The organism is Nitrosomonas sp. Is37 (assembly GCF_033063275.1).
Taxonomy (GTDB): Bacteria; Pseudomonadota; Gammaproteobacteria; order Burkholderiales; family Nitrosomonadaceae; genus Nitrosomonas.
In genome coordinates this window covers 135,747-155,233 of the sequence record NZ_JAWJYP010000002.1, presented here as the reverse complement: position 1 = coordinate 155,233, position 19,487 = coordinate 135,747, and the positions used below count along the sequence as shown (strand labels likewise).

Here is a 19,487-nt window from a genome sequence, read left to right as displayed (position 1 = left end):
CGTGAATGCTTCGGCAGATTCTAGGTGGACGCAGATTATTCGCCGCCAGCAATCACTCCCCCTCCCAGACACACCTTACTTTCATACACCACAACTGATTGCCCGGGTGTCACTGCCCACTGTGTCTGTGCAAAGTCAATTTGACAACTCCCTTGATCAAGGCGCGTAATGGCACAAGGTGCATCAATCTGCCGATACCGGGTTTTAGCTGCATACACCCAATTGCAATGAGGCGTCTTGCCACTGATCCAAGACAGATCGGTCGCCCATAAGGTAGAACGAAGCAATGCTGGATGATCATGTCCCTGCACCACGATCAGTACATTTCTTGCCCTATCCTTACCTGCAACAAACCACGGCTTTTCATTGCCATCCTTAATCCCACCAATACCTAACCCCTGCCGTTGACCAATGGTGTAATACATTAGACCGATATGCTTACCCACTACTTTTCCTTCTGGTGTCTGGATTTCACCTGGTTCATGCGGTAAATACCGGTTGAGAAATTCACGGAAAGGGCGCTCGCCGATAAAACAAATACCGGTACTATCCTTCTTGGAAAAATTTGGTAATTTGTGCGCACGTGCGATTTGACGCACCTCGCGCTTGTAAAGATGCCCGATAGGAAATAGTGCTTTGGCCAGTTGTGCCTGGTTTAAACGATAGAGAAAATAGCTCTGATCCTTGTTGCCATCCTCACCTTTCAACAACTGATACGAGCCATGAATTTTACGTACCTGCGCATAGTGGCCAGTGGCAATAAAATCTGCACCGAGGGTAATAGCATGATCGAGAAACGCCTTGAATTTGATTTCAGCATTGCACAATATATCCGGATTGGGCGTTCGCCCAACCTTATATTCTGCAAGAAACAAACTGAATACGCGTTCTTTATACTCAGCCGAGAAATTGATCACTTCCAGCGGAATATCAATGATATCCGCTACCGATACCGCATCAAGGAAATCCTGACGGGAAGAACAATATTCATCGGTATCATCATCTTCCCAGTTCTTCATAAACAAACCAATGACCTCGTAGCCTTGCTCTTTTAATAATAAGGCAGCAACAGAGGAATCCACTCCACCGGACATCCCAACTATGACACGCTGTTTTTTCATATTTTCAATCGTAATGTATAAGAATTTCTAGAGGATAGCGTTTGCCAGCCAAATAATCCTCAATACATTGCATGACGAGCGGACTGCGATGGCAACTTCTTCGTTCACGAATCTCATTCAGATCAAACCAGGCAGCGCGCAAAATGCCACTATCCAGCGGTCGATTCGGATCAAAGTCGGTCACTATACCAGACAGCGCGAAACGCAAAAAAGTCGTATCAGCAGCGCAAGAATGCCAGTTATAGATACCAATCAGCCATTGCGGAATAAAAGTATAAGCCGTTTCTTCCAGTACTTCCCGGATACTTGCCTGGATAATGGATTCACCAGCTTCCAAATGCCCAGCAGGCTGATTGAGTTGCACTCCCTGTTCCTGTTGATCTTCCTCTACCAATAGATATTTGCCATTTTGCTCAATAACGGCGGCAACCGTAACATTAGGTTTCCAAATCATGATTGTTGTATGGATTAATTTAATAAAGAAGCGTATCGATAAAACTTGCTATCATCATGCTAGCAATACATTGATGAGAGTATATTTTTTATGCATATTTCAATCATTATTCCAGCTTTCAACGAAGAACGCTTGATTGGTCAGTGTTTACAGTCTGTTACTGAAGCGCTTGCCGCCAACCATAATTTTGGTTTTACTCACGAAATTATCGTGGTCGATAACAATTCTACCGATAATACAGCCAGGCTGGCAAAACAGGCCAGGGCACGCGTCATTTTTGAACCAATCAACCATATTGCACGTGCACGTACTGCTGGAGCTGCCGCTGCCAACGGAGACTGGCTGATATTTCTGGATGCGGATTGCCTGCTGAATGAAGGGTTATTAACCGACATCTTTCAACTGATCAAGGAAGGCAAACATGTCGGCGCTGGCAGCACCCTGCTGATGCCAGGACAACCTTGGTGGGCAAATGCAATATTAAAGCTATGGACAATGCTGTCTGTTTTATTCGGCTGGGCGGCGGGTGCATTGATGGTATGTAACAGCAAGGCATTTCATGAAATAGGTGGTTTCAATCTGGAACTCTATGCAGCAGAGGAAATTGAATTCAGCCAGAAACTCAAGAAATGGAGTCAAGCCCATCATCTCAAATTCACAATTTTAACAGCCCATCCACTTGAAACATCTGCAAGAAAAATTAAACTCTATAGCAGGCGAGAAGTTTTTGAACAGCTTCTGCGTCTCATCCTTCATCCCCACCGATCGCTGCATGACAAAAAATGGTTATCAATGTGGTATGACGGACGACGCTAGCACCTTAATCACTAATATGAATTCTACTGAAAATACGGATAGAAAAACTGCTCATATGCACTGGAGCCAGGTACTGCTGATTGTTCTACTCACGATCGTCATCACCATCGCTGGCACCTACTGGGTACTTAAAACTTATATTTTCGCTACAGCGTTTACACCAGTGGTACTGAATACCGAAGAAGAAAAAACCCTTGAAGCTAAACTGCATGCTATCGGTTATGAAGTTGGATTATCATCACAGACTACGAATATTACGAATCAAAAGAAAAACGGTGAGATCGACGAAAGCGGATTCCTAAAACCCGAACCCTACTCCGAAGAAAATGCTCCACGTGCAATCAGTTTCACTGAACGCGAGTTGAACGCGTTACTCGCTAAAAATACCGATCTTGCACAGAAGCTGGCTATTGATCTTACTAATGACCTCGTCAGTGCAAAACTACTCATTCCACTTGAAGAGGATTTTCCGGTACTTGGTGGCAAAACACTCCGTTTCAATGCCGGCATCGGCATAACCTATCAGCATGACAAACCTGTCATTATCCTCAAAGGTGTCAGCATCATGGGTGTCCCTATTCCTAATGCCTGGCTCGGTGGAATAAAAAACATCGATCTGGTCAGTGAATTTGGTGTCGATCCAGGATTTTGGCAATCCTTTTCGGAAGGGATCGAGGACATTCATGTGACAGAAGGTCAAATCAATATCAAGCTCAAAGAATAGTCTGCTTTCTTGCAATAAACTTGCGGCAACCTCAATATTCCATTAGTGATTTATTATTACTTTACTTTTGAATGTGCTAATTGGCAGTATCGGAAATTTGTCTTTATGTTCTTGAACGCTACTTATTTCTTTTCGAAAAATTTAAGGGTTACCCACTATGCTCTGGATTAAATCATTACACATCATTTTTATGGTTACCTGGTTTGCCGGCTTGTTTTATTTACCCCGGTTATTTGTTTATCATACTATGTGCGCTGATCAAGCGGGAATTGATCGCTTTAAAGTGATGGAGCGTAAGCTTTACTACGGTATCATGACACCCGGAGCACTATTGACGTTGATATTTGGGAGTTGGTTATGGCTCGGCTATGGTTTTTCTGGAGCCTGGCTACACGCTAAATTAGCTCTGGTCGTCCTGTTAATCGCCTACCATGTATACTGTGGCAAGTTATTAATCGATTTCAAGCATGATCGCAATCAACACGGTCACATTTATTATCGCTGGTTCAACGAAATTCCCGTTGTCATCCTATTTGCAGTAGTCATCCTCGTCGTGGTCAAACCTTGGTGATCTCAGAAGCGATCTAGTCATCCAAGACTTCTTGCCCGGGGAACAGCACATCGGTAAAACCAAATGTGCGGAAATCAGTGATCCGCATCGGATAAAGTATCCCATGTAGATGATCACATTCATGTTGAACTACACGCGCATGAAAGTCATCTACACTCCGGTCAATTGCATTGCCAAATTGATCGACCCCCTCATAACGAATCCGACTATAGCGCGGTACCATACCGCGCATACCGGGAACACTTAAACATCCTTCCCAGTCTTCTTCCATTTTTTTGGATAACGGCGTCACAACAGGGTTAATCAAAATAGTGAAAGGGACCGCCTCTGCCTTCGGGTAGCGTGGATTATAGTCCACACCAAATATAACTACTTGTTGGTCGACACCAATTTGCGGAGCAGCCAATCCTGCACCATTGAGTGCTGCCATTGTATCCATCATATCCTGAATGAGCGCATCAAGTTCAGGCGTGTTGAATTTACTCACTTTCTTCGCTTCTTGCAGCAGGCGTGAATCACCCATTTTTAAAACAGTTCTAATCGTCATTTATTTTTACCAAATGTTCCAATATATTTCGCACACTTACCATGGCTTTATCCAAAACAGCGTAAACCTCTTCTAGCGGAATTACGCGTACGCTTGTACCACGTCCCGCTGCATGATTCGCCACAGCCGCAATCGCTGCATAAGGTAATCCTAATTCCTTAGCAAGCACCGCCTCGGGCATACCTGTCATGCCTATCATATCTGCCCCATCCCGCTCCAATCGATTCACTTCTGCCACTGTTTCAAGCCGCGGTCCTTGAGTCACTGCATAAACACCCCCATCGATAATCTTCTCGTTAGCCCGTTCCGCTGCTAACAGAAGATGGTGGCGGGTTTCCAGACAAAAAGGATGGGTAAAATCAGTATAAGTAATCGGCCTGTCAGTTTTATCAAAATAAGTGCATTTCCGACCAAAGGTATAATCAATGATTTGATCCGGAACAACAACTCTACCGGGGGTCAAATCTGCGCGTATGCCTCCTACTGATACGACCGCGATAACACTTTTTGGTTTAAATAAACTCAACGCCCAAAGATTGGCCTGGTAATTCACCGCATGCGGTGGAATAGTATGGCCATGACCATGCCGTGCCAGGAATACAATTTCTTGATTATCTATTTTGCCAAATGTTAATGGACCAGATGGCTCACCATAAGGTGTTCTCACAATCTGGCGATGTGATATTTCCAGGCAAGCAAGCTTGGTCATTCCGCTACCACCAATAATTGCAAGTATACTTTTTTCCACTTTATTCCTTAATAGCGAAGATTGCAGGTAAATTCCGCCATAAACCCTTTATATCCATACCATAACCAAATACATACCGGTCTGGTAATGACATACCTATAAAATCAGCACAGATAGGCTTCGTTTTACCGATAACTTTATCTGCGAGCACGGCACTATAAAAAGCTTTTGCACCACCCTCCATAACGCGCTGACGGATCGTCGCAAGCGTGAATCCTTCGTCAAGAATATCATCTAAGACAAGCACTGCTCTTCCCTTCAAGTTATCCGGAGGTGATACTTTCCATTCAATAACTCCACCTTGGAGCGTGTGATTATAGCGAGTCGGATGTAAATAATCGAAATCCAGGGGAAAATTAAGTAACGGCAATAGCTGCCCAGTAAAAACCACGGCGCTGCTCATCACACAAAGAACCAATGGATATTGCCCTGCTAATACCGTCGTTATCTCTTTAGCCATCCGTTCAACCGTTTCCGTCAACATATGAGCAGATGCGATCAATTCTGCATTCTTTAGAAGCTGTTCTGCTTCTTTATCGGTTAGGTCGGTCATATCAAGTGCTGGCTCTGGAACTGTTTTGCAGCAATTTTAGTAGTCCTGCTTCATCAAGTATCGTAATACCCAACTCGACAGCTTTGTCATATTTACTACCCGGATCGACTCCCGCCACCACATAATCGGTTTTTGAGGAAACACTACCCGTGACTTTTCCACCCAAATGTTCAATTCTTTCTTTCACCATATCTCGTGTCATGCTGGGCAAAGTTCCTGTCAGAACAAAGGTTTTGCCATGAAGGGGGCTACTAACCTGCATTACCTTTTCTGAACTCTCTTCCCATCTGACCCCACAGCTACGTAACTGCTCGATTACCTCCCGGTTGTGCTTCTCTGCAAAAAAATCAGCAATACTTTGTGCCACTACAGGACCGATATCCGGAATCTCCTGTAACTGCTCAACGTTCATAGCCATCAATCGGTCAAGCTGACCAGCATAATTCGCCAGATCCTTGGCAGTAGATTCACCTACATGACGAATGCCCAGCGCGTAAATGAATCGAGCGAGTGTGGTCCGTTTACTTTTTTCAATCGCCAGCAGCAAGTTGTTTGCTGATTTCTCTGCTATACGCTCCAGATTAGCCAGCGCGGAAAGACCGAGTTTATAGAGATCGGCAGGGGTACGCACGATGGCATTTTCCACTAATTGATCTACCAGTTTTTCACCCAGCCCTTCGATATCCATCGCACGGCGCGAAGCAAAATGAAGAATAGCCTGTTTGCGCTGTGCAGGACAAAATAGACCACCGGTACAACGCGTGACTGTTTCTCCCGGCAGACGTACTGCTCGAGCACCACAGATGGGGCAGTGATCAGGCATTAAGAAAGGTTTTGCATGAGGTGAACGCAGCTCAGGAACAACAGCTACTACCTCCGGAATGACATCCCCCGCTCTGCGCACAATCACTTTATCGCCAATCATAATTTGCTTACGCTTGATTTCATCTTCGTTATGTAAGGTTGCATTGGTTACTGTCACGCCACCAACAAAAACCGGCATCAATCTCGCAACAGGGGTTAATGCACCTGTTCTTCCAACTTGGATATCAATACCTACCAAGTCAGTTATCTCTTCCTGCGCAGGAAATTTATGGGCAATGGCAAAACGAGGCGCACGGGAAACGAAACCAAGCTTTTCCTGCTGCGCTAAATCGTTTACTTTATAAACAATACCATCGGTATCGTAAGGCAGCTTATCACGTAAAGTAACCATCTGGCGGTAGTACCCCAACAATGCTGTTACACCGGTAACCACTTTATACTCGCTTGCTATCGGAAAATGCAGCGATTTCAAATAAGTCATCACTTCACTTTGTCGAATGTAGGGAGGAACGACTCCTTCATAGACACCAACGCCGTAGGCAAAAAAAGTCAGTCTGCGCTTCGCTGTAATGGCGGGATCAAGCTGCCTTAGCGAACCTGCTGCAGCATTGCGTGAATTGACAAAGGTCTTTTCACCATTTTTCTGCTGTTCGAGATTCAGTTTCTCAAAATCTGCTTTCAATATTAGCACTTCACCCCGCACCTCAAACAAGGATGGCGGATGTGCAAGAGGCAATCGCAATGGAATTGATTTCATGGTACGCAAATTGAGCGTGATATCTTCCCCCTTATAACCATCGCCACGCGTCGCACCACTGGTCAATACACCATTTTCATAAGTTAAATTAACAGCTAATCCATCGAATTTAGGTTCTACCGTATACTCGACACTATCTATTTTTAGTTCCTCACGGATACGCCGGTCAAATGCTTCTACTTCACTGTCTTCAAACGCATTATTCAGTGAAAGCATGGGAGTGCGATGCGTCACCTGGATAAATTCTTTGAGCGGTGCGGCACCTACACGTTGGGTAGGAGAATCAGGGGTAATAAGCTGAGGATAACGCTGCTCGAGCTGTTGCAATTCGCGAAACAATCGGTCGTACTCTGCATCCGGTATGGTCGGCGCATTCAAGACATAATAACGATAATTGTGCATATCAATCACTTCACGCAATGTCTGGATTTGCTGTTGAATTGTTTCGATAAGATCGTTCATATCAATTTTGAGATATTCACTTGTAGGCGTAATTTATGGCGCAAGTCAAATTGTAAATAATATTGCGAATTCTATTTATTCCAGACATTTTCCCATCAATAATGAGCCTAGAATAGCGATTTCCTCTGGAATACTTAAATATTATTTTTGGAGAATGAAGGCATTAGCTCAGTTTCTCCAATTATCAGCATAATCTGGCAATATACGAGATATTAGTTTGCTGTAATATTTTTTAAACAGTAATACTATTAAAATCTTCTCGCTGTTTAATCTATTGGGCTCTACAATAGTCAGCAAAGCTCATCAAGTTTTAATCTATTTTCATTATGAATGACCAGCAACTCAAGATTCGCATCAAACTTAACCAGATTCCACAGTTTCCAGAGGCTGTAAACTCAGAAGAAATAGTCAATCAAACTAAACCTCCTTTTGATTGGAGAAAAATATCTGCAGCGGGATTGTTATTTGCGATAATACTGGGTGGGATTTTATGGTGGTTTGCTGAGGAAAGTAGCCAGCCGATTAGAGAGACTTTATCATCAGAAGACACTCAGTCCATAAATTCTAATAGCTTAGTCCTCGATAAGAACATGGAATCAAATGATCTATCGGCAAATAATAGTGATACGAGTAGTGAAATCTCCGCTCCAGCCATGGAGCCAGTTCCTGAAGCCACACCTACTCCAGAGCCTATCGTTGAAGCAACAACAAATCTGGGATACACCATTATTCCCCTCAAAAAGCCTGAAATAGCTAAGAATAAAACAACCAACCAATCAGCCAAGGCAAAAGAGGCTTCCACGGATCAATCTCATGTTATCAAAGCCCAGTTGACCAGTGCTATTCAGCAACAAGAAGCCGTTGACAATATTGATCATGTCTGGCTTGATCAAGGAACAAGTCAGCCAATCTATTTTTTTCTCCACTTACGTGGATTAAAAGGTAAAGAAGTCAGTGTAAATTGGTTTTACCAAGACAAAGAAGTTGCGAAAATCCCACTTGTAATTGAAGATGATAACTGGCGCACGCATTCCAATAAAATGCTAAATAAAACCCAAATGGGTCAATGGCGAGTTGAGGTACAGGATCAATCTGGGAAATTACTTGCCGAACGTGCTTTTACAGTGAACCATCGCTCCCAATAAAACAACCGATGATCATACCAATATCGAAAAACCTATTGTGCTTAAACATTGCTCATCGACTGAGGTATCTGAGGTAAGACTATGAAATTCTGCAGTAGCTGTAGTGCCACAGTCGAGTTATATATACCACAAGGTGATACATTACCCCGTTTTGTCTGTACTACTTGTCATACCATTCACTATCAGAATCCAAAAATGATTGTGGGATGCATCCCTGAATGGAAAGACAAGATTCTATTATGCCGCCGGGCGATCGTACCCCGAGAAGGGAAATGGACTGTGCCGGCAGGTTTTATGGAAAACAACGAAACATTAGCGCAGGCAGCTGCCCGGGAAACGCTGGAAGAAGCCAATGCGCGGGTAGAAATTGGCGATCTATACGCTGTTTATAGCTTACCTCATATCAGCCAGGTCTATCTCCTGTTTCGGGCTCGTTTGTTGGATCTGGATTTTTCTCCCGGCATAGAGAGTCTGGAAGTCAAGCTTTTCGATGAGCGTGAAATTCCATGGAATGAAATAGCTTTTCGCGTCATTCATGATCCTTTGAAACGCTATCTGGAAGAACGGCGTAAAGGGCAAATCAGCTTTCATCTGGGTGTTATTGACAAGCCTTCACTGTGATTTTTTTCAATATGTTGAGTTTATTACAAAGCAGGCAATGAGATCATCGATAACGCGATAAATGTTTGAACAGGGAGACTTGAATGCAAAAAAGACCATTTCATGGTGCGGCCTCAAATGGGCTGCTGAGCAATTTTCCAGTATCGAAGAAATTCAGTACCTCATCTCAGTTCACAACAGCTAGAAACGATCATGAAACGAGCTGATCTTAGAAAAATTAAATAAATGGCTGATAGCTGATTACAGCACACCACTCACGACTCCAGAGGCAAAACTTATCATTTACATTTAATTGATCAAGATGAAACGCACACGCTATCAGCTTGCATCTTTTACTCTCATTGACTTGAAGTTAACATTATTATCGCTTGCGATAAGTGTTGTTTCACCCTCTATCGCAGGAACTTTTGAGTTCGCTAGAGAACATGGAGTCGATATCATTACTCATCCTTCTGGCTATAGAGGTGAAGGTACCAGTCTGACCGTAAGGCTTGGCATTTCTCCCTCCTCCCTTCATGCAGAAGAAATGGTGATTCCTATCCAAAATACCATCAGTACCTGGAATAATTTGCTTCCCACGATCAATAATATCGTTAAAGAGGGTAGCAATGTTCCTGCTGACCAGTTTGATTTTGAATCGGTTGTATTGCACGAAGTGGGGCATTGTATTGGACTAGGACATCCCAATCTTGCATCGGAATCAGGTTTGAATAGTGCAGACAGAAACTTTACTCAATCCACTAGGGGAGCTGACAATCAATTCAACCTTGACAAAGGTCCTGACGGCGTTAGTGGTTCTGGCGATGATTTACGTGGTGACGACATTAATCTTCACTGGTTTCGTAAAAGTAACAATAATCCATTTAGTATCGCAACAAAGGTGGATATGACAACCTACAGCCGCGATCTATCGGATCTACCACCTGGAAACACCTTTGTTGCAAATGCTGACCGTCATGTCGCTGCATTATTCGGTATTCAGAATACTGAAGCTGTTATGCAACAGGGAGTTCATGCTGGTGAAGCACAACGCACCTTGACAGCAGATGATGTAGCCATACTGCGACTGGCGATGAGTGGCTTGGACAAAGTGGCAGGCACAGCTGACGACTATTCGTTAAAGCTAGAATTTATCGGATTCACTGATGCAGCCGATATTGTTCTCAGTTTCGATAACAATAGAGCATCGTTTTCAGTTTGTGAAATTAGCGCAGAGCCAATCAATTCTTCACACTTTGTGATTACTCGTGGGCAAATTTACTTTAACAGCAATATTTCATGGTTTTTTAATAACATACCCCCTCCCTTCCCTCCTCAGCATTCAACACCCGTTCCTACTATTTTTGCCAATAGCGCAACCGATTCTATAACCCTGTCACAGAACGATAGTTTGGCTCTTACTGTGTCACTTGATCCTGGTGTCTATGGGGGAAATCAAACAAATTACTGGATACAGGCAATTACTCCGATGGGGACATTCTGGCTAAATAATAAGCTTGAATTTATCCCGTCAGAGCAGCCTCTTCGAATGCATGAGGGTGAATTATTTGCTATTGATCACTTTCCCATTCTGAATATTTCTACTGGTGAGCTCCCTGCCGGCACTTACACTCTAACCTTTACTGTTGATGACAACCAGGATGGCATCATCAATGATACAGTGAAAAGTACCGTTACGATTACGATCGCCCCTTAATAAAGCAATACTTGAACTAGCAGCTGGATCTCCGGATCTTTTTGCTAGTTCAAGTCTTTAAAAATTTAGCAGTCCTTTTTTAGATTTACACTACATGTTCATATTGCTAGGGGTGTTCATATTGCTAGGAGCGTTGTCGTCACGACCGCCATTATGATTTCTATCACGACCAAATCGATCATCATCGCGATCTTTTTTCCGTCCAAAATCATGATCATCGTCGACATTGCCGTCACGATTATCATCTACCTTGATTTCCAAGGCAATAATATGCAGTTCATTATCAAGAAAACCCTCCACTTCGATAAACATCCCCATCGCCAAATTACCACGGACAATAGTCGATGCATTTCTAATCACAGTGAGATTTACACCATCAATTGAAATGACAATATTGTTATTATTCAACTGAACAATCGTTCCTTTAACTTTAACCTCCTCATCAGGTCTTTCGCCAACTTCAATCCGGTCAGCTACTAACCTGTTATCAATGAACCTTCCTCTTACATCGACAATATCACCCACTTTCAGGGAAGTAATTAATAAGTTATTGATCTCGCGTAACTCCCTATTCCGGATTATTGTCGACGCATTAACCAAGATATCGATCCCAATAACTTTCATGAGGACATCATTATTTACAGGAGTCAATTGCTGGATTGCGCCCTGTACTCGGAAACTACCTACCTCAGCAACCTGAGCATCGAGAACCTCTATCTCTTCTGCAACGATCATTCCATTTGGGCGAAAAAAGGCTTCAATCTTAACGATATCGCCAACTTGCAACTCAGATAAAGGGATCTCAAAGCCATTTGATTCTATCTTTGTTGCTCCCGTGATAACAATAGGACCCTCAAAAGGAGGTGTGTTTTCTGTAATCAGCCTGACCGTTATCGTGCTATCACCGTCTGTGGGCATATTAATTCCTAGCACAGTGGCTCTGAATTCTAGTTCATCATTTTCTGACGATAGTGCTAATGAGCTAAAAGCCAAGATGGTCAACATTGAGAATAGCGCAAATACAAAACGAAAATGTCTCATGATTTTTCTCCTTACCTCAATTTCTAATAATTAGAAAACAGCTTAGTAAAAAAATTACTCAGAAATTTAATTTCCAATAATTAGAACTGAGAATCAGGAGAAAGATTCAATAGTTGATATCTACAGACACTCCAATTGATACCTGGTTAAATAAATCCAGCAAATCACCATTATGCATGCGAATACAACCAATCGAACCAGGTTTACCCATTTCTGCGCTATCAGGGCTGCCATGGATATAGATATAACGGCGCATGGTGTCAACCAGACCTAGCCGATTCAATCCAATCTCACACCCTGACAACCACATGATACGCGTTAGAATCCAATCCCGACCTGGATAACGGGCAGCCAGCTCGGGTGTGTAAATTTCTCCGGTAGGACGGCGCTTGATGAAAACTGTATTGACCGGCTGCTTATCCCCAATTTTAGCGCGAATAATATGCTTTCCCAGCGGCGTACAAAAACTTCCCCGTTGCTGGCCGACACCCTTCCTGGCAGAAGAGATCAAATAGCTGCTGATAACCTTATCTTCATCATTTATCAGGTCGAGTTGTTGCTGAGCAATACCGATATGAATTCTCATAATAAAACCGCTTTACCAAGATTTCGCTTTGCGATAAAAAACTGTCTTAGCAGACTGCCTGCCTCGGTTGCCAGCACACCCCCGACTACTTCCAGGTGATGATTGAGTCTTGTCTCCGCTGGCAGATTTAACACGCTTCCACAGACACCTGTTTTGGGGTCGGCAGCAGCATACACCAGGCGCTTAATCCTGGCATGAAAAAGTGCACCAATGCACATTACACAAGGCTCAAGGGTTACGAACAACGTGCAGTCTAATAGACGGTAATTACCCAGATTCTGAGCTGCGTCACGTAATGCCATCACTTCTGCATGTGCTGTCGGATCCATGGCTACGATGGAGCGATTATAGCCACGACCTATGATTTCACCATTTCTAACGACTACTGCGCCCACCGGAACTTCTCCGAGTTCCTGTGCCTTGAATGCGAGGTCAAGTGCTGCCCGCATAAAATATTCTTTATTCATTAATATCATTCATATTGTTATTTAATCAAATAATTTGAGCATCAGTGTATCTTTTATGCTACATTCGTGTCACATGCAAATACTCTTTTATTGCCAGATATGGTGACCCCTTCCCAAGAGCCTAGAGTTCCAATTATCAATCACGCCAGGAACGAACTATGCACCCTGCGCGATCTGTTACGTTTTGCTGTAAGCTATTTTAATCAAGCTGACTTGTTTTATGGCCATGGATTTCCCACTGCTTATGAGGAAGCAGCTCATATGATTTTACACACCCTACATCTTACTCCTGACCAATTAGACTTGTTTCTGGACGCACACATCACCCAGCCTGAGTGCGATCAAATCATCCATCGCATTGAACAACGCGTAGCAGAAAGAATCCCGATTGCTTATATGACGAATGAAGCCTGGTTAGGTGACTTCAGTTTTTACGTCGACAAACGCGTTATCATCCCGCGCTCGTTTATCACTGAATTATTACAAAGCCAGCTGGCACCTTGGGTCAAACAACCTGATGCTATTCATGCAGTGCTGGATCTGTGTACGGGCTCAGGTTGTCTGGCTGTATTACTGGCTCATGGATTCGAAAATGCAAGCGTTGATGCGGTGGATATTTCAGCTGAAGCGTTGGAAGTCACGCTTAAAAATATCGTCCGTTATGATCTAGCACACGCGATCAATCCGATTCAATCTGATTTATTTAATGAATTAACTGGGAAGCGCTATGATGTGATCATTAGCAATCCACCTTATGTCAATGCTGAGTCGATGGCTACACTCCCTGAAGAATATCGCCATGAACCAAGAATTGCGCTTGCTGCTGGTCCGGATGGGTTGGCTATAATACGGACGATACTGAGCGAAGCCTCCAATTATCTGACCGAAGAAGGGTTATTGATTGTAGAAATTGGTCATAATCGAGATATCCTTGAGCAATCCTTTCCTCACCTGCCTTTTACCTGGCTGGAAACAAGCGCAGGTGATCAATTTGTTTTCATGTTGAAGCGCAGTGATTTAACCTAAAGGCAGTTTTTAGGTTAAATTTAACTTACTATGTTTTGCAATAACACCAGAGGGCGAAGTACCATTAACTAGCTCTAGCAAGTATGCGGTTTCATTTTCATCCAGTTGATGCCACATGCCGCGCTTTAATCTGGGAGGCAGATGAATCGGGCCAAACCGTATGCGAATCAACCGGCTGACTGTTAAACCCAATGCTTCAAACAGGCGTCTCACTTCCCGATTCCTGCCCTCTTTTAATATCACGTGATACCACCGGTTGGCACCCTCACCACCTTGTTCCGACAAATCATTGAATTTTGCCAGTCCATCTTCCAGCTCAATCCCTGTCAATAATTGGCTCTTTTGCTCTGGAGTCAAGCGACCGACAATTCTAACCGCATATTCACGCTCTACTTGGAAACGCGGATGCATAAGTCGATTTGCCAAGACTCCGTTTGTGGTAAATATCAGCAATCCGCTAGTATTAAAATCCAACCTACCAATAGCAATCCAGCGAGATGATTTCAGTTGTGGCAATTTATCAAAAACAGAGGGACGCCCTTCGGGATCATGACGACTCACAATTTCACCTTCTGGTTTATGATAGAGAATAATGCGCGGCAAACGCTCATTGATGTTGATCCGTATAATACGCCTATTCACACGCACCAGATCTCTCGACCCTACTCGATCTCCTAATTTTGCGACCTTGCCATTGATACTGACCTGCCCCGAAGCGATCAGGGCTTCCATCTCACGCCGCGAACCGAGACCGCTTTGCGCCAATAACTTTTGAAGCTTATGAGTAACCATTGGAGCGGGCTTGAGGACAGTATTGTCACTCATGGGCGTCAAAGCCTGCCTTTTTCTCGCACTGAATGCTCGCTTGATACGCATTTACTTTACTTCTTAACAGGAAAAATTTGAAAAGGCGCTGAATATCGATAAACAAAATAAACAACCCAAGGTTTAATTTGATGCATTCAATCTCTTACTCAGAAAGGTAGTTTCATGCCGGGAGGCAGACCCAGTCCACCCGTTAAACTTGCCATTTTTTCTTGCGTGGTTGCCTCTACCCGGCGCACCGCATCATTCACTGCAGCAGCTATCAAATCTTCCAGCATTTCTTTATCATCGCCCATCAAACTATTATCAATATGGACACGCTTGACATCATGGCGGCAAGTCATCACCACTTTGACCATACCCGCTCCTGATTGACCTTCAACTTCTATCGTCGCCAGCTGTTCTTGCATTGCCTTCATATTTTCCTGCATCTGCTGCGCTTGCTTCATTAAATTACCTAAATTCGCTTTTATCATTATCCTGTCTCCATTATTCAATTGGTTTAATTGAAGAAACGATTAGTTTCGCATCAAAATTTTCTACTATTTCTCTCACAAAGGGATCTGCTTCAATTGCCGCAATCGTTTCTGATTGCTTTGCCTGTTTTTCACGCTCCTGCATGACCAGTGACGTCATACCCGTAATAGTGCCGATCAAAAACGTAACTTTAACAGGTTTCTTAAAATAGTTTTCTAATGCAGCTTTTAGCCTATCCTGATAAGTCTTTTCTAACAAATATTTATGCACTTCTGGCACCCACAGCTCAATCATATCAGCTGTGAAAAGTTTAGCTTCACAATGCTGCGCCAGCATCTTAGTCATTCCATTCAGTTTCAACTGATTTACGATTGCCAACCAGTCTTCATTAGGAGAACCAGAAATCTCAGCCTCTTTTTTCTGGATCGATTGACTATTATTTGTAGCCTGATTTATCACTTGAATGGCTTCTTGCCTAATATTCCCCTCTTCTCCAGAATTCTTAGAAATCCCCCCTGGAAATATCTGCTCGGGTATAAATGCCAGCATCCGCATTAAAGTCATCGTAAATCCTGCATATTCATCCGGCGCTAGATTCAAATCATTACGCCCATGAAGCGCGATCTGGTAATACAATTGCACATCTTCAGCTGTAAAATGTCTAGCCAATGCAAAAACCCGCTCACGTTCAGGCAATGTCTCATCAACCGTCTGAGGCGCAATTTGTGCTAACGCAAGATGATGAAGGATGGTTGCCAGCTCCTGTAAAGCGCTATCGAATGATAAGCTGCGCGCCTCCATCTCATCAGCAATCGATAGCATCTTTGCGCCATCTTTTCTCGCTAGCGCTTCTAATAAGTCATATAGATATTCTTGGTCTATTACACCCAGCATGGTATGGATATCAGCTTCTTTGACAACACCATTGCCATATGCAATTGCTTGATCGAGCAGGCTCAACGCATCTCGCATACTACCTTGGGCAGCTCTTGCCAATAATTGCAAGGACGCAGAATCGAATGTGATCTGCTCTTGCGATAATATTTTTCCCAAATGCACTGCAATCAAAGAAGAAGGAATTTGCTTCAAATTAAACTGAAGGCAACGCGATAATACAGTGATAGGGATCTTCTGCGGATCGGTGGTCGCCAATATGAATTTGACATGTTCAGGAGGCTCTTCCAGAGTCTTGAGCATGGCATTAAAAGCCGATCTGGAAAGCATGTGTACTTCATCAATGAGATAAACTTTATACCGGCTGGCAGTGGGCGCATAGCTTGCGCTCTCAAGGAGTTCGCGCATACTGTCGACTTGGGTATTGGATGCTGCATCCAATTCAACCAAATCAACAAAATTTCCTTTATCAATGGACATACAAGCTGGGCATTCTCCACAAGGCATGGATGTCACACCCGCTTCGCAATTCAGTGCTTTAGCCAGGATTCTAGCAATCGTTGTTTTACCGACACCACGTGTCCCTGTAAACAAGTAAGCATGATGCAATCGATTCTGCTCAAGTGAATGAGTAATTGCTTTAACGATATGGTCTTGCCCAGTCAATTCAGAAAAGTTTTTTGGGCGCCATTTCCGAGCAAGGACTTGTGTTTGAGACACGATATTTGTCAAATGAAGGAAAAAGGGCAGATGATTATCAATAACCTATCTATCTGTTGGGGTGGCGAGCCTAACCCCCGGCACTTGCAAAAAAATAGCTGTGGCTGCTTCCTTCCGGATCTGACCAGGTTCACTACCCTGCAATGCGGGGAGGCCCGCCATAAGACAATTTTACATCAATCAGCGTTGCTGATTGGTAAATAACAGTAACCCGGTTAAAATTTTTATAAACTAGACCACTATCACACCAGAAATAGAAACCAAGATGTATGTGACTTCTGGTGCTAAAGATTTCATTAAAAAGCCCTTTGCCAAATCTAGCAAAGGGCCGAAAATTCTTGGAATTATCTTCCGAGTAACTAAACCAGTAATTCAATGGTTGCGGGGTCCCGATACGTGCGTAATTCTACAACATTAAGGATAAGGATTGCATAAAAATTTCACCTCAAAGAGATATCAACCGTAAAAGCATGAGCACATACTGGCGGCTGTTAGCTGTCTTTGATCCGAGATAATCACGCTTGACACATTGTTTTTGATTGATTTATCTTCCGTTCAGGCGCTACAAACACCTACACTTGAGCAAAAGCGGATACCGCACCCGACAGATAAGCGGTTTTTTGTTCATAGATTTCCTATGGTCGGGTGCTGTACTGGCAGGATTCAGCGCCTTAAACTCCCTACCATCCACCTTGCCACCAGGCAACCACCTACCCAGCAGAATCAGCGACTGACCAAGCGCAGCGCGTGATTTGATGAAAATCAATTTGTTGACTCACACGAACCTCCTGCGCATAATCCCTGTCATCCCATCCAGCGCGCAAGCAATCTCAGTCTGCAATTGATCAATATCGCCATCGTTATGGATGATCCAGTCGATATACTCACCATCAATGCCGTGCTCGCTCTCATACTCGGTATTGATAGCAAACGGATTATTTTTACGCTCAATGTGCCAGATAACACCGTCATTGCGCTTGATCATTTCAGCCTCATTGTCAAAGCGCACATCAGACAACACACACTCACGGCAACTTTTACTACCATATTCGATTGCGATTTCAACTCTCTTCACCCAAATATCAGGGCGAAACATCTTTCTGCCCCAATCGGCCCCAAATGATTACATCACCTCCCTGGGTGACCTGCCAAACAAAGCATCATGCGGTTGTTCTTTCAGCTCACGATCATTGAATACATGCAAACTCATCTCGAAGATATAAGCCAGGCAGCACACCCTATCTTCTTTAAATGTCATTATGGTGACACGCTCCGATGCTGGAAGCTCTGAACGCTCTCCATCTCGCACCCATCCCATGCTGGCCAAGTTTCCAAGAACTCGTCCAAGCTCCCTAGAAGTGATAACTAGTGAGTTCTCTACGAAAACGAATCCTGGTCGAACTTCGCGAATGATCCTTGCCATTTCAACCCATAATCGATTCCCCGACATAGCCCACATTAACCGGCAGGTGCGGCATGGTAAGTATTGATTACCACACAAATATTTGACAAATGGTCTGATAGACTGGATCGGGTAATCCGCAATCAATTGAATTGTTGTCTCGCCTCAATCAAGTTGAAAATAGCAATTTTGATAATTACAGAACTATCGAAACCGGGCTGTTCAAGCTGCGCTACTTCTTTGGCAGCGACATTCATGTGTATTACACAATGCGCTAGCAGCAAATCGTTCTGCTGTTGGCGTGTAGTAACAAATCCGGTCAGAAGCGAGACATTAAGAAAGTGAAAAATATTCTTAAAATTCTCGGAGATTAGAAAATGATCATCAAAACAAGACAATTCGACATTAATGCGCATCTTAAAACGGACGAAGACATTCGCGAATTCTTGCGAGAAACTGCTAATTCCGGAACTGCATCTGATTTTATCCATGCATTGAACACTGCTGCTCGCGCCAAGGGTATGTCCAAAATCGCGGCACGTGCCGGAGTGTCGCGAGCGAGCTTGTATAAATCGCTTGCCGATGACGGCAATCCGCGATTTGACACCATCGCCAAGATTGTCAAATTGTTGGGGTGCAAAATCGTAATATCTTGAAGTGCTATGACTATACTGTTAAAAACATCCCCGTAACACCACTCCCTTTCTGCTGATTATCCCCCAGCATAGTGTTACGAGGGTGCGTCATATCAAGATATGGGATTAGCGAAGTCATTTATTCGTTGAACGATCTGTAAGGCTGCGCAGTAACCTGCATCAGCGACAGCAACAAAGGCGGAAGATCGCACCTTTCCGGCGCATCGAACCGGCTATATATGGTTTTACTTCATCATTTGATGATAAAGGCTACTAGCGCATAATCAACCAAGAACAAGCGCAAACTGAGATCGACAACATCATGCTCGCTATTCGCCAAGGCATCATCACACCCAGCACCAAGTAAGCACTTG

At 43.6% G+C, this 19,487-nt stretch carries 22 protein-coding genes, 1 other RNA gene and 1 pseudogene; 9 read left to right on the top strand and 15 right to left on the bottom strand.

What is annotated here, in order from left to right:
* Positions 1 to 35 precede the first annotated feature (35 nt).
* Together mnmA and R2Q26_RS01785 are read right to left on the bottom strand one after the other, a co-directional pair.
* Positions 36 to 1,121, bottom strand: a complete 1,086-nt coding sequence (gene mnmA / locus R2Q26_RS01790) for a tRNA 2-thiouridine(34) synthase MnmA (protein ID WP_317534694.1) — start codon at positions 1,119 to 1,121, stop codon at positions 36 to 38.
* Between the two features lie 4 nt (positions 1,122 to 1,125).
* A complete protein-coding gene (locus R2Q26_RS01785; RefSeq protein ID WP_317534693.1) occupies positions 1,126 to 1,575 on the bottom strand; it encodes an NUDIX hydrolase in 450 nt (149 codons plus the stop codon).
* A 90-nt stretch (positions 1,576 to 1,665) separates the two neighbouring features.
* Here R2Q26_RS01785 and R2Q26_RS01780 point away from each other — a divergent pair, with 90 nt between their 5' ends.
* The 3 genes from R2Q26_RS01780 to hemJ all read left to right on the top strand — a co-directional run bounded on the left by R2Q26_RS01780 (position 1,666) and on the right by hemJ (position 3,686).
* On the top strand, positions 1,666 to 2,391 hold the full coding sequence (locus R2Q26_RS01780; protein WP_317534692.1) for a glycosyltransferase: 726 nt from the start codon (positions 1,666 to 1,668) through the stop codon (positions 2,389 to 2,391).
* Positions 2,375 to 3,115: an arginine N-succinyltransferase gene (locus R2Q26_RS01775; protein WP_317534691.1), complete on the top strand. Its 741-nt coding sequence runs from the start codon at positions 2,375 to 2,377 to the stop codon at positions 3,113 to 3,115. Before R2Q26_RS01780 ends, R2Q26_RS01775 begins: the two co-directional genes overlap by 17 nt.
* Positions 3,116 to 3,272: 157 nt before the next feature.
* Positions 3,273 to 3,686 carry a protoporphyrinogen oxidase HemJ gene (hemJ, locus tag R2Q26_RS01770; RefSeq protein WP_317534690.1) on the top strand — a complete coding sequence of 138 codons (414 nt, stop codon included), beginning with the start codon at positions 3,273 to 3,275 and terminating at the stop codon, positions 3,684 to 3,686.
* Between the two features lie 13 nt (positions 3,687 to 3,699).
* Here hemJ and def read toward each other — a convergent pair whose 3' ends face one another.
* The 4 genes from def to ligA are packed head-to-tail and all read right to left on the bottom strand — an operon-like array spanning position 3,700 to position 7,578.
* Positions 3,700 to 4,233, bottom strand: a complete 534-nt coding sequence (gene def, locus R2Q26_RS01765) for a peptide deformylase (protein WP_317534689.1) — start codon at positions 4,231 to 4,233, stop codon at positions 3,700 to 3,702.
* Complete coding sequence (locus tag R2Q26_RS01760; RefSeq protein WP_317534737.1) at positions 4,223 to 4,969, bottom strand: S-methyl-5'-thioinosine phosphorylase; 747 nt, start codon at positions 4,967 to 4,969, stop codon at positions 4,223 to 4,225. Before R2Q26_RS01760 ends, def begins: the two co-directional genes overlap by 11 nt.
* Before the next feature lie 13 nt (positions 4,970 to 4,982).
* Complete coding sequence (locus R2Q26_RS01755; RefSeq protein ID WP_317534688.1) at positions 4,983 to 5,534, bottom strand: hypoxanthine-guanine phosphoribosyltransferase; 552 nt, start codon at positions 5,532 to 5,534, stop codon at positions 4,983 to 4,985.
* Position 5,535: 1 nt separating this feature from the next.
* Positions 5,536 to 7,578, bottom strand: a complete 2,043-nt coding sequence (gene ligA / locus R2Q26_RS01750; protein WP_317534687.1) for an NAD-dependent DNA ligase LigA — start codon at positions 7,576 to 7,578, stop codon at positions 5,536 to 5,538.
* A gap of 326 nt (positions 7,579 to 7,904) precedes the next feature.
* Between ligA and R2Q26_RS01745 the strand changes: the two genes are divergently transcribed.
* The 4 genes from R2Q26_RS01745 to R2Q26_RS01730 all read left to right on the top strand — a co-directional run bounded on the left by R2Q26_RS01745 (position 7,905) and on the right by R2Q26_RS01730 (position 11,040).
* Positions 7,905 to 8,723, top strand: coding sequence for a DUF2914 domain-containing protein (locus R2Q26_RS01745; protein WP_317534686.1), 819 nt, complete (start codon positions 7,905 to 7,907; stop codon positions 8,721 to 8,723).
* Positions 8,724 to 8,804: 81 nt separating this feature from the next.
* Positions 8,805 to 9,344, top strand: a complete 540-nt coding sequence (locus tag R2Q26_RS01740; RefSeq protein ID WP_317534685.1) for an NUDIX hydrolase — start codon at positions 8,805 to 8,807, stop codon at positions 9,342 to 9,344.
* Between the two features lie 83 nt (positions 9,345 to 9,427).
* On the top strand, positions 9,428 to 9,550 hold the full coding sequence (locus tag R2Q26_RS01735) for a hypothetical protein (RefSeq protein ID WP_317534684.1): 123 nt from the start codon (positions 9,428 to 9,430) through the stop codon (positions 9,548 to 9,550).
* 95 nt (positions 9,551 to 9,645) lie between these two features.
* Positions 9,646 to 11,040 (top strand): hypothetical protein, encoded by a 1,395-nt coding sequence (locus R2Q26_RS01730; RefSeq protein ID WP_317534683.1) that lies wholly within the window; start codon positions 9,646 to 9,648, stop codon positions 11,038 to 11,040.
* Positions 11,041 to 11,130: 90 nt separating this feature from the next.
* Here the strand turns inward: R2Q26_RS01730 and R2Q26_RS01725 are convergent, their stop codons facing one another.
* From R2Q26_RS01725 to tadA, 3 genes are all read right to left on the bottom strand, one after another.
* The gene (locus R2Q26_RS01725; protein WP_317534682.1) at positions 11,131 to 12,081 is read right to left on the bottom strand and encodes a DUF5666 domain-containing protein; all 951 of its coding nucleotides are present in this window, start codon (positions 12,079 to 12,081) and stop codon (positions 11,131 to 11,133) included.
* Positions 12,082 to 12,187: 106 nt separating this feature from the next.
* Positions 12,188 to 12,667 (bottom strand): L,D-transpeptidase, encoded by a 480-nt coding sequence (locus tag R2Q26_RS01720; protein WP_317534681.1) that lies wholly within the window; start codon positions 12,665 to 12,667, stop codon positions 12,188 to 12,190.
* Entirely contained in the window at positions 12,664 to 13,134 is a 471-nt protein-coding gene (gene tadA / locus R2Q26_RS01715) for a tRNA adenosine(34) deaminase TadA (protein WP_317534680.1), read from the bottom strand. The genes R2Q26_RS01720 and tadA overlap by 4 nt, the downstream gene beginning before the upstream one ends.
* A gap of 99 nt (positions 13,135 to 13,233) precedes the next feature.
* On the opposite strand from tadA, the gene prmB reads away from it, so the two are divergent.
* Positions 13,234 to 14,160 carry a 50S ribosomal protein L3 N(5)-glutamine methyltransferase gene (prmB, locus tag R2Q26_RS01710; protein WP_317534736.1) on the top strand — a complete coding sequence of 309 codons (927 nt, stop codon included), beginning with the start codon at positions 13,234 to 13,236 and terminating at the stop codon, positions 14,158 to 14,160.
* A gap of 9 nt (positions 14,161 to 14,169) precedes the next feature.
* Here prmB and rluB read toward each other — a convergent pair whose 3' ends face one another.
* The 6 genes and pseudogenes from rluB to R2Q26_RS01680 all read right to left on the bottom strand — a co-directional run bounded on the left by rluB (position 14,170) and on the right by R2Q26_RS01680 (position 18,526).
* Positions 14,170 to 15,036 carry a 23S rRNA pseudouridine(2605) synthase RluB gene (gene rluB / locus R2Q26_RS01705; RefSeq protein WP_317534679.1) on the bottom strand — a complete coding sequence of 289 codons (867 nt, stop codon included), beginning with the start codon at positions 15,034 to 15,036 and terminating at the stop codon, positions 14,170 to 14,172.
* 98 nt (positions 15,037 to 15,134) lie between these two features.
* Positions 15,135 to 15,458: a YbaB/EbfC family nucleoid-associated protein gene (locus R2Q26_RS01700; protein WP_317534735.1), complete on the bottom strand. Its 324-nt coding sequence runs from the start codon at positions 15,456 to 15,458 to the stop codon at positions 15,135 to 15,137.
* Positions 15,459 to 15,474: 16 nt separating this feature from the next.
* Complete coding sequence (dnaX, locus tag R2Q26_RS01695; protein ID WP_317534678.1) at positions 15,475 to 17,076, bottom strand: DNA polymerase III subunit gamma/tau; 1,602 nt, start codon at positions 17,074 to 17,076, stop codon at positions 15,475 to 15,477.
* Positions 17,077 to 17,136: 60 nt separating this feature from the next.
* Positions 17,137 to 17,236, bottom strand: an RNA gene (gene ffs / locus R2Q26_RS01690) — signal recognition particle sRNA small type.
* Positions 17,237 to 17,851: 615 nt separating this feature from the next.
* Positions 17,852 to 18,184, bottom strand: a pseudogene (locus R2Q26_RS01685) (hypothetical protein); the annotation flags it as partial.
* 15 nt (positions 18,185 to 18,199) lie between these two features.
* Positions 18,200 to 18,526: a hypothetical protein gene (locus R2Q26_RS01680; RefSeq protein WP_317534676.1), complete on the bottom strand. Its 327-nt coding sequence runs from the start codon at positions 18,524 to 18,526 to the stop codon at positions 18,200 to 18,202.
* Between the two features lie 329 nt (positions 18,527 to 18,855).
* Between R2Q26_RS01680 and R2Q26_RS01675 the strand changes: the two genes are divergently transcribed.
* On the top strand, positions 18,856 to 19,134 hold the full coding sequence (locus R2Q26_RS01675) for an addiction module antidote protein (RefSeq protein ID WP_317534675.1): 279 nt from the start codon (positions 18,856 to 18,858) through the stop codon (positions 19,132 to 19,134).
* Positions 19,135 to 19,487: the final 353 nt, after the last annotated feature.